Origin of the sequence: Mesorhizobium sp. M8A.F.Ca.ET.021.01.1.1 (genome assembly GCF_003998025.1) — a bacterium.
In the GTDB taxonomy this organism is placed as follows: domain Bacteria; phylum Pseudomonadota; class Alphaproteobacteria; order Rhizobiales; family Rhizobiaceae; genus Mesorhizobium.
Map to the genome: position 1 here is coordinate 1 of NZ_RZSJ01000206.1, position 9481 is coordinate 9481.

The 9481-nt window shown below is 61.6% G+C and carries 11 protein-coding genes; 3 read left to right on the forward strand and 8 right to left on the reverse strand.

Annotated elements, in window-relative coordinates:
• The 4 genes from EOA36_RS17400 to EOA36_RS17415 form a co-directional block, all read right to left on the reverse strand.
• Positions 1-1148 (reverse strand): ABC transporter ATP-binding protein (locus tag EOA36_RS17400; RefSeq protein ID WP_145969199.1); only part of this gene is annotated, 1148 nt, incomplete at its 3' end.
• A gap of 379 nt (positions 1149-1527) precedes the next feature.
• A complete protein-coding gene (locus tag EOA36_RS17405; protein WP_127278681.1) occupies positions 1528-1944 on the reverse strand; it encodes a GNAT family N-acetyltransferase in 417 nt (138 codons plus the stop codon).
• 54 nt (positions 1945-1998) lie between these two features.
• Positions 1999-3675 carry an NAD+ synthase gene (locus EOA36_RS17410; protein ID WP_127278682.1) on the reverse strand — a complete coding sequence of 559 codons (1677 nt, stop codon included), beginning with the start codon at positions 3673-3675 and terminating at the stop codon, positions 1999-2001.
• Between the two features lie 64 nt (positions 3676-3739).
• Positions 3740-4456: a DNA-3-methyladenine glycosylase I gene (locus tag EOA36_RS17415; protein WP_127278683.1), complete on the reverse strand. Its 717-nt coding sequence runs from the start codon at positions 4454-4456 to the stop codon at positions 3740-3742.
• An 88-nt stretch (positions 4457-4544) separates the two neighbouring features.
• Here EOA36_RS17415 and EOA36_RS17420 point away from each other — a divergent pair, with 88 nt between their 5' ends.
• Together EOA36_RS17420 and EOA36_RS17425 are read left to right on the forward strand one after the other, a co-directional pair.
• Positions 4545-5105: a DUF1003 domain-containing protein gene (locus tag EOA36_RS17420; RefSeq protein WP_127278684.1), complete on the forward strand. Its 561-nt coding sequence runs from the start codon at positions 4545-4547 to the stop codon at positions 5103-5105.
• Positions 5102-5689, forward strand: coding sequence for a DedA family protein (locus EOA36_RS17425; protein WP_127278685.1), 588 nt, complete (start codon positions 5102-5104; stop codon positions 5687-5689). The genes EOA36_RS17420 and EOA36_RS17425 overlap by 4 nt, the downstream gene beginning before the upstream one ends.
• Positions 5690-5693: 4 nt before the next feature.
• Here EOA36_RS17425 and EOA36_RS17430 read toward each other — a convergent pair whose 3' ends face one another.
• The 3 genes from EOA36_RS17430 to EOA36_RS17440 all read right to left on the reverse strand — a co-directional run bounded on the left by EOA36_RS17430 (position 5694) and on the right by EOA36_RS17440 (position 7080).
• Positions 5694-6095 (reverse strand): hypothetical protein, encoded by a 402-nt coding sequence (locus tag EOA36_RS17430; protein ID WP_245464391.1) that lies wholly within the window; start codon positions 6093-6095, stop codon positions 5694-5696.
• A gap of 130 nt (positions 6096-6225) precedes the next feature.
• Positions 6226-6585: a diacylglycerol kinase gene (locus tag EOA36_RS17435; protein ID WP_127278686.1), complete on the reverse strand. Its 360-nt coding sequence runs from the start codon at positions 6583-6585 to the stop codon at positions 6226-6228.
• Between the two features lie 78 nt (positions 6586-6663).
• Positions 6664-7080, reverse strand: a complete 417-nt coding sequence (locus EOA36_RS17440; RefSeq protein ID WP_127278687.1) for a GFA family protein — start codon at positions 7078-7080, stop codon at positions 6664-6666.
• A 413-nt stretch (positions 7081-7493) separates the two neighbouring features.
• Here EOA36_RS17440 and EOA36_RS17445 point away from each other — a divergent pair, with 413 nt between their 5' ends.
• Positions 7494-8564 (forward strand): diguanylate cyclase, encoded by a 1071-nt coding sequence (locus EOA36_RS17445; protein WP_127278688.1) that lies wholly within the window; start codon positions 7494-7496, stop codon positions 8562-8564.
• Between the two features lie 118 nt (positions 8565-8682).
• Here the strand turns inward: EOA36_RS17445 and EOA36_RS17450 are convergent.
• Positions 8683-9481: 3-deoxy-7-phosphoheptulonate synthase (locus EOA36_RS17450; protein WP_145969200.1), on the reverse strand; the 799-nt coding region annotated here is incomplete at its 5' end.

Below are 9481 nucleotides of genomic sequence, written 5' to 3' on the forward strand. Positions count from 1 at the left end.
CGTTCACCCGGTGCGATATCCACCGAAAAGTCGCGATAGAGCGGCGACCGGTGATTGCCGTAGTGAAAGGTGACGTTGTCGAAGGCGATGTGGCCCTGCGTGATGGCAATCGGTCCGGCGCCAGGCCGATCTTCAATGCCGAGCGGTTCGGACTGGAAATCGACCAGTTCCTCCATGTCGTTGATCGAACGCTGCAAATTGCGGATATGCGTGCCGATATCGCGCAAATAGCCTTGCAGCACGAAGAACGAGGTCAGCACAAAGGCGACATCGCCGGCGCTCGCCTGTCCCCACGACCACAGCATCAGCGCCAGGCCGATCACCGCGGCCCGCATGACCAGCAGCAGCGCCCCTTGCGTGGTGCCGTTAATGGTGCCGCGCACCCAAGTGCGCCGCGTGCGCGCACGCCATTTGGCAACCACCCTGGCGAGGCGGCGCTCCTCGCGCTCCTCGGCGCCAAAGCCCTTGACCACGGCGTTGCAGCTCACCGCGTCGGCCAGCGAGCCACCCAGCCGCGTATCCCAGGTGTTGGCAAGTCTTGCCGCCGGCGCCACATAGCCAAGCGACAGCATCGCCGTCACCATGATGAACAGCACGGAGCCAGCCGCGACCACCGCGCCCATCAGCGGCCAGAACCAGCCGAGCAGCAGCGTCGAGCCTAGGAGCATGACGACGGACGGCAGCAGCGCGATCAGGATGGTGTCGTTGAGCAGGTCGAGCGCCCACATGCCCCGCGTCACCTTGCGCACGGTCGAGCCGGCAAACGAGTTGGCATGCCAGTCGGTGGAAAAGCGCTGGACGCGATGGAAAGCGTCCGCCGCGATGTCGGCCATCATCTTCAGAGTCAATTCGACGATCGCCATGAAGGCAAGGTTGCGCAGCACGACGCCGGTGAGCGCCAGCGCCATCAGAATCAGGAATGCCGTCATCGCGGCATTCCAGGCAATCGCGTCCGCGCCGGCGCTGCTGGCGACGGCATCGACCAGCCGGCCGGAATAGAGCGGTGTCAGCACGTCGGCCATCGTCGACAGCAGGAAACCGCCCATGATCAGCGAAAGCCGCCAGGGCTGGCGCCGCCAATGGATGAGCGTGAACCCAAGAACACTGCGAAAGGCGCTGGCGCGCAAATCGATCTTAAAACGAGCCATGATGTCATTCGGGCGCAAACGAGCCCGATCCCAGTAAGGTCGAAAATTGATAAACCGCGCCGGGCAATTGCCCATGAATGCGGAGGTTCGGCTATGGTTGGTCGCCCGCCCAATGGGCGGCGACCGGCAGCGGTAAATGCCTTTTCTGCGTCCGGAATGGTTCCGATATTTCGGAACACCGGCGCAGCCCTAGGCTTCGCGGCCTCGCATAACGATGTCAAATCCTAGCATTCGGTCCTCCCTGAAGGGAATCGCGGAGAGGCCGTTATAGGGATGCTTCGATCGTTCGCCAAGGCAAGCCTGGCCAAAAGCAGTGCTGGACCAGCCGATGAGGCGATTTTGCAACAGTCGCGACTGGTGCCTCTCGTCGTCGCGTTGCTTACTCGGCAGACACCGCACGATCGAGGCGCATGTATCGTCCATCCATCGATGCCTTGAAGCCCAGTCTTTCATAGACCCCATGCGCGTCGCTGGTCGACAGGCTCCAGTGCGAGACGGTGCTGAGTTCAGGATGATCGATGAGTGCCCGCACCAGCCGCAAGCCGATGCCTTGCCCGCGATGCTCGGGCCAGATGATGATGTCGGCGAGATAGGCGAATACCGTGCGGTCGGTGATCGCCCGGCCGAAACCGACCTGCTTGCCGGCGATGTAAGCGGCGGCGCAGAACGAGTTGGCAAAGGCTCGGTGATGAAACGCATCGCTGCGTCCAGCTCCCCAGTAGCTCGCCATCAACAGGTCGGAGGTCGCGCGGAAATCGATGCGTGACAGGTCGAAGCTGATCTCACAATCCGGCATGATGGCACTCTCGCCGCGGTATCGCGCACTCTCGCTCGGCAGGCGAAAGGACCCCTATCCACGATCCCTAAAACGGTTGGTGATGGGATAGCGGCGGTCGCGGCCAAAATTCTTCCTAGTGATCTTTACACCCGGTGCCGCCTGCCGGCGCTTGTATTCGGCGATGTAGAGCAGATGTTCGATGCGTGTCACCGTCGCCCGGTCATGACCGCGCGCGACGATGTCGTCGACGCCCATCTCGTTCTCGACCAGGCATTCCAGAATATCGTCCAGCACCGGATAGGGCGGCAGCGAATCCTGGTCGGTCTGGTTCTCACGCAATTCGGCCGACGGCGCCTTGTCGATGATGTTCTTCGGGATCACCTCGCCCGAAGGCCCGAGCGCGCCCGGCGGCACGTGGCTGTTGCGCCAGCGCGACAGCGCATAGACCTGCATCTTGTAGAGGTCCTTGATCGGATTGAAGCCACCGTTCATGTCGCCATAGAGCGTGGCGTAGCCGACCGACATCTCACTCTTGTTGCCTGTGGTGACGACCATCGAGCCGAACTTGTTGGAGATCGCCATCAGGATGGTGCCGCGCGCGCGGCTCTGCAAATTCTCCTCGGTGATGCCTTCCTTGGTGCCTTCGAACAACTGCGTCAGCGTGTGCAAAAATCCTTCGACCGGCTCGAAGATCGGCACGATGTCATACCGGCAGCCAAGTGCGCGGGCGCAGTCCTCGGCATCCTTGAGCGAGTCCTTCGAGGTGTAGCGATAAGGCATCATGACGGCGCGCAGCCGCTCCTCGCCGAGCGCGTCGACCGCAAGGGCCGCACAGATCGCCGAATCGATGCCGCCGGACAGGCCGAGCACCACATTCTTGAAGCCGTTCTTGTTGACGTAGTCGCGCAAGCCAAGCATGCAGGCGCGGTAGTCGGCCTCCTCCTTGTCCGGGATTTTCGACATCGGTCCTTCCGAGCAGACCCAGCCATTGTCCGCACGTTTCCAGGTGGTGACGTCGACCGCGTCCTCGAACTGGCTCATCTGGAAGGCGAGCGTCTTGTCCGCGCCGATGGCGAAGGAGGCGCCGTCGAAGATCAGCTCGTCCTGGCCGCCGAGCTGGTTGGCATAGATCATCGGCAAGCCGCATTCGATGACTTGCTTGATGACGACCTGGTGGCGAACGTCGATCTTGGCGCGATAATAGGGCGAGCCGTTCGGCACCAGCAGGATTTCCGCGCCGCTTTCGGCCAGCGTCTCGCAGATGCCGACCTCGCCCCAGATGTCTTCGCAGATCGGGACACCGATGCGCACGCCACGGAAGTTGACCGGCCCCTGGATCTCGGGCCCGGCCTGGAAAACGCGCTTCTCGTCGAACTCGCCGTAATTGGGCAGGTCGAGCTTGTAGCGTTCGGCGATGATCTTGCCGCCATCGGCGAAGACGATGGAATTATGCGTGCCGCTCTTGCGCTTCAGCGGCGTGCCGATGATGACGCCCGGACCACCGTCGGCGGTATCGGCGGCAAAATCCTGTGCCGCCCGCTCGCATGCCCTGAGGAAGGCCGGCTTCAGCACCAGGTCCTCCGGCGGATAGCCCGCGAGGAAAAGCTCGGTGTAGAGCACGAGATCGGCGCCCTGGCGGGCAGCATCCGCCCTCGCCTCTCGCGCCTTGGCAAGATTGCCAGCGACATCGCCGACCGTCGGGTTGAGCTGGGCAATGGCGATACGCAGTATGTCGAGTTTTTTGGTCATGCCTGCTGACTTAGCGCGGCGGAATTCGCCCCGCAATGGCGTTCGCTTGGACCAATTCAGACCGTCAATCGTCGCCCATATACTCGCGCAGCGATTGCGGCGAATGGTTCTCTCCGATCGACATCGCCAGGATGCGCGAAATGTGCCGGCGCGGCAGGCCCGTCTCCTTCACCCATCGATTGATCTGGGCCTGGATCCTGTCGAGATCCTTCTTCGATGTCGGGTTCTCGGCGATGTCGAGGCCCGCGTCGCGAAGGGCGGCGGCCATATCGGCCGAAATGACGAAAGCGTCCCAGCCCAGCCAGCGCAGGAAATACTGGCCGGTGTTGCCGCCGAGCCGGCTGCCATGCTTGCCGAGATAGGCCATCAGCCCGACCTGGTCGTCGGCGGGCCAGTCGGCGAGAAACCGGCCGAAACCGCGATGCTCCCTGGACACGCGCTCGACGAAGGCGGCGTTGTCGCGAACGGATTTGATCTTCTGCGGATTGCGCACGATGCGTTGATCCGAAGCCAGGTCGTGCCAGAAATCGTCAGGCTGGAACAGCAACCGCTTGGGTTCGAAGCGCAGGAACGCCTCTTCGAATCCAGGCCATTTCTGCTCGATGACCCGCCAGACGAAACCGGCTGCGAAGACGCGCTCGGCCATCGTCGAGAGGATGCGGTCATCGGTGATGTCGGCCACCGCCGCATTGTCGGGCATCGGCCCCAACAGGGAGGTCAGTTCCGCCTCGCCGCCCTTGCGATTTGCCGCGCGAGCGCGAATTTTCTTGAAGTCGGCCATCGGTCCCTCTCGGTTCGCCTCAATCTAGCACTTCCCGCCTGGGCCGGCAGCCTCTACCTCTAGCGCAGCAAAGCGCTTGGAGACAGCCATGAACAAGACGATCGACGATCTGGCGAACCGCTGGCTGAAGCGTAAGCCGGATGGACTGAGCCAGCTGGAAAGCCGGGTCCTGCAAAGCACCATCGAGCGTACCACCATCACCAGGGACACCAACAAGGCCGTCGCCTTCCGTCAGACCTTTGGCGACCGCCTTGCCGATACGATTGCCCGCATCGGCGGCTCCTGGTCCTTCATCCTGACCTTCATCGCCTTCCTGGTCGTCTGGACATCAGGCAATGTCTGGCTGTTGTCACGCGATGCGTTCGACCCCTACCCCTTCATCTTCCTCAACCTCGTGCTGTCGATGATCGCCGCCCTGCAGGCGCCGGTGATCATGATGGCGCAGAACCGCCAGACCGAACGCGACCGCATCGATGCCGCCCACGACTACGAGGTCAATCTGAAGGCCGAGATCGAGATCATGGCGCTGCATGAGAAACTGGACGAATTGCGCCACAGCCAGATCATCGGCATGCGCGACGAGATCGTGCGGCTGGCGGAAGTGGTCAAGCGGATCGATGAAAGACTGTCACAGCAGTCGGCGTCATGACCGAGGCGATCCACCATTTCATCGAACAATACGGGTTGCTGGCGGTTTTTCTCGGCTGCGTGGCCGAAGGCGAAAGTGCCGCGATCCTGGGTGGCTTCTTCGCTCACCAACATGTTTTCGTGCTGTGGCATGCCTTTGCCGCGGCAGCGCTGGGCGCCTTCGCCGGCGATACCTTCTTCTTCATCCTCGGCAGGAGTTTCGCCGATAATCGCCATGTCGTCAGGCTGCGTCGGCGGCCCGGCTTTCGCCGCGCCTACCGTCTGCTCAACACCCATCCCAACATATTCGTGCTGTCGAACCGCTACATTTACGGCATGCGCCTGGTCGGCGGCGTCGCGGCCGGCCTTTCGACCATAGCGGCGCCCCGCTTCGTCATCCTCAACGCCATCTCATCGGTGATCTGGGCAGTGCTGTTCAGCACGATCGGCTATGTCTTCGGATTGGGAGCCGAACAGTTGATCGGCCAGGCGCTGATGCGCCACGAGCGGCTGTTCGTCGGGCTTGGCATCGGCCTTGCCGTGGCCGTGCTTGCCTGGCTTGCCGCCCGCCACATCGCCAAGCGGGAGCGCGCCAAGGAGGTTTGACCGGTTAGTCGATGCCGAGCGCCCGATCACCCCGATCGAGAATGAGCGGGATGATCAGGTCCTCCTCATCGGCGAGATGCCGGGTCAGCATCGCGATCAGCCGGCTGTTTTCGTCGGCGTAGGCATCGGCGGCGAAGCGCTGCTTGTCCTCACTCTCCTGAAGTGTGCGGATGAAGGCATTCGCCGCCTCGGCGTTGCGCTCCAGTCCTTCGTGGATCGTGTGGTGATCGGCATCGAGAATGTCGAACCGCGTTTCAGACGGGGCTCCGCCTTGGCGAAGGCCGGGAAATACTGGTAGTCCTCGACATTGTGGTGCCCATCGAGATCCCGAGAAAATGGTTGAGGCGCGGTGCGAACCAGCGCGCGAAATCGGGAGCAGGCAGTCTGCCTTCGCGATAGTTGCCAATGCCGTGGCTGCAGCGGCACGACATGTTCCGCGAACTCGGCGGCATGCTCACCGGCGTTCGAGAAGCGAGGAATTCGTGACCTCTGCCATGACGGTCTCCTTTGGTGACTGTCATATAGGGATCAAAGTCTCAGATCGGCACCCCGGTAATGCGTTCGATCAGGGCAATGCCCCAGACGCCGCCAGCGATCACGACCGAAATCAGCACCGCCAGCGAGCCACAATCCTTGGCCAGCTGGATGTCGACATTGAACTCGCGGCTGAACGCGTCGCATGCCGCCTCGATGCCGGTGTTCAGAACCTCGACCATGATCAGCAGCAGCACCGCGCCGATCAGCAAGGCATAACCACGCCAGGAGACCGAAATGAACCATCCGGCCGGCAAGGCGAGCGCCAGCAGCATCAGCTCCTGCTGGAATGCCTTCTCATGAGCGGCCAGCTTGCGAAACGCCCGCACCGAATTGATAAAAGCATCGATCAGCCGTTGCATGCCAAGGCCCCTCTCGGAATCACCGGCCCGGGATAAAGCAATGCTCCGATCAATGGAATAAGGCGGATCGTCCAAATTTCATTCGGCGACCGGTATGGATGGCGTCGACTTTTCAAACTGCGGCAGCCCGTCGTCTATCGAATAATAGTCGCCCTTGTCGCCGACGAAGATATGACATTCGCCCTTGAGCGCGGTCGGCTTGTCGAACGATCCCGCCATGACCGAAATATAGTCCTGATCCATTGCCTTCCAGAACAGCACCGATCCGCATGCCTTGCAGAAGCCGCGCCTGGCGAAAGCGGACGCTTCATACCAGGTGATGCTTTCCGTCCCTTCAATCGAGATGTCGGTATCGGCGACATTGGTCGCGGCATAAAAATGCCCGCTCTGTTTACGGCATTGCGAACAATGGCAGTAGACAACGCCACGCAGCGCCCCGCTTGTCCGGAAGCGGACCGCTCCGCACAGGCATGATCCCTGGTGGTTGTTGCTCATTTCGGCACTCCTCGAAGAAACCTCGTCTCCAGCATCCTTGTCAGGATTCCAGCTTCGCGGTGGTTACGCGCAAGCAAATACGACATCGATTGGCGCGGCGAATTCGAAATTCAGTTTCATTTGCGGCAACACACCGCGGAGTTTCGCATTCAAGACCACCGAACAGCGGGTTGTCCCGGGATGGTTGTGCAAAAATTCATGCGATTACAGCCACAGGTAGAGAACGCCTCTGGAAGTCGGGCGGATTAAGGAAACTTTAGCGCCGACGCAACTATGATCCTCCCAAGCGAAGGGCGCAGGTGGGGACGCGCCTCTTCGCAAGATGTTCTGGCGCACCGGGTAGCGCTCCCCAGGTCGGTGATCAATGGACCCGCGAATTCTGGCCGGGATCCGAGGGGAAGAGTGAATCAGACATGCAGCCGGCAGCAGCCTCGACCGAACGAAGCACCGATATCGCAACCACCGTTGTCGCCACCATGCGCCAGCTTGGCGTCCTCGGTCTGCCACGCAACTATGAGATTTTCTATGAGGCCTTGAGCGGCACCAACCGCGAACTCAGCCTCGCCGTCGTATCGCTGAGCAACCGGCCGACGCAGGACGAGCTGGATCAGATCGGACGCACCTTCTTCGCCCATAACCATGGCCCCGGCATCGTCGAGCATGCCAGGGACGTCATCGCCCACGAGCTCGAAGAGGTCGCGTCGCTCCTGCGCAGCGAACGCAGCCACATCGAAAAATACGGCAGAATCCTCGATGAGACATCGAGCGGCCTGACCAACCGCAGCCTGCTCTCCCAGGATCTTCTGCAAAAAATCGCCAATGCAATGACCATCGCGACCAATTCGACGATCGATCACGGCCGGCAGATCGCCTCGACGCTGAGCGACAAGACAGCCGAACTCGAGAGCGTCAAGTCGAAGCTCGAGGAATACAAGCGGCTGGCCGACACGGATCCGTTGACCCAGATCTGGAATCGCCGCGCCTTCGACAAGGAAATCACCAGGATCTACAACAGCAACAAGGGTATCCTGTTCAATGCCCTGGTGCTTGTCGACATCGATCGGTTCAAGGACATCAATGACCGCTACGGCCATCCCGTCGGCGACAAGATCATCCAGATCATCGCCGAGATTTTCCGGACCAGTATTCGCGGCGACATGTTCGTCGCCCGCACCGGCGGCGAGGAGTTCGCGCTGATCATCGAGGGCGCCAGCGAGGACGCGACCTACGAGATCGCGGAACGCATCCGCACGCTGATCGAGCAGACCCCCTTCACCAGCAGCCAGACCGGCATGAATTACGGCACCGTGACGGTATCGATGGGTATCTGCATGGCATCCGAGGCCGAAGGCCCCGAAGACCTCTACACCAAGGCGGATCGGGCGCTCTATCGCTCGAAAGTCAGTGGCCGCAACCGCGTCACCAGGCATTCGGCCATGGCCGGCCGCGCCGGCAAGAGCTGGCTGCTTTACAAGCAAGACTGAAGCCTGCGCTTTTCGCCGGCCGCGCCAGCACGGTCGGAGGCACAAACAAAAAAGCCGAAAATGGAAAAGGCGCCGGGTTTCCCAGGCGCCTTTTGCTTCATCGGTCCAATAGCCAGGCTCAGCCGTTCGCGACTTGCTTGTGCTGCACCGGATGGCTCTTCTTCAACAGATCCGAGACCAGGAAGGCCAGTTCGATCGCCTGGTCGGCATTGAGGCGCGGATCGCAATGGGTGTGGTAGCGGTCCTGCAACTCCTCGGCCGTGATGGCGCGCGCGCCACCGGTGCATTCGGTGACGTTCTTGCCGGTCATCTCGACATGGATGCCGCCCGGATGGGTACCTTCGGCGCGGTGCACCTCGAAGAAGGTCTGCACCTCCTTCAGGATGCGATCGAAGGGCCGCGTCTTGTAGCCGGCGGCTTCGATGGTGTTGCCGTGCATCGGATCCGACGACCAGACCACGCTGCGGCCTTCCTTCTGCACCGCGCGCACCAGCTTCGGCAGATGGTCGGCAACCTTGTCGGAACCGAAGCGGGCGATCAGCGTCAGCCGCCCCGGCTCGTTCTCGGGGTTCAGCAGGTCGATCAGTTCCAGCAGGCCGTCCGGCGTCAGCGACGGACCGCATTTCAGCCCGAGCGGATTCTTGATGCCGCGGCAATATTCGACATGCGCATGGTCGGGCTGGCGCGTGCGGTCGCCGATCCAGATCATGTGGCCCGACGTGGCGTACCAGTCGCCGGAGGTCGAATCGACACGGGTCAGCGCTTCCTCGTAGCCGAGCAGCAGCGCCTCGTGGCTGGTGTAGAAGTCGGTTTCGCGCAGCGCGAAATTGGTTTCGGACGTAATGCCGACCGCGCGCATGAAATCCATCGTCTCGGTGATGCGGTTGGCAAGCGACTCGTATTTCTCGCCTTGGGGG

Excerpts from the sequence above, each read along its gene's own strand:
- EOA36_RS17425 (WP_127278685.1), top strand. The coding sequence starts at position 5,102 with ATGACCGAGGCGATCCACCATTTCATCGAACAATACGGGTTGCTGGCG.
- EOA36_RS17420 (WP_127278684.1), top strand. The coding sequence starts at position 4,545 with ATGAACAAGACGATCGACGATCTGGCGAACCGCTGGCTGAAGCGTAAG.
- EOA36_RS17410 (WP_127278682.1), bottom strand. The coding sequence starts at position 3,675 with ATGACCAAAAAACTCGACATACTGCGTATCGCCATTGCCCAGCTCAAC.
- EOA36_RS17415 (WP_127278683.1), bottom strand. The coding sequence starts at position 4,456 with ATGGCCGACTTCAAGAAAATTCGCGCTCGCGCGGCAAATCGCAAGGGC.
- EOA36_RS17435 (WP_127278686.1), bottom strand. The coding sequence starts at position 6,585 with ATGCAACGGCTGATCGATGCTTTTATCAATTCGGTGCGGGCGTTTCGC.
- EOA36_RS17440 (WP_127278687.1), bottom strand. The coding sequence starts at position 7,080 with ATGAGCAACAACCACCAGGGATCATGCCTGTGCGGAGCGGTCCGCTTC.
- EOA36_RS17405 (WP_127278681.1), bottom strand. The coding sequence starts at position 1,944 with ATGCCGGATTGTGAGATCAGCTTCGACCTGTCACGCATCGATTTCCGC.
- EOA36_RS17445 (WP_127278688.1), top strand. The coding sequence starts at position 7,494 with ATGCAGCCGGCAGCAGCCTCGACCGAACGAAGCACCGATATCGCAACC.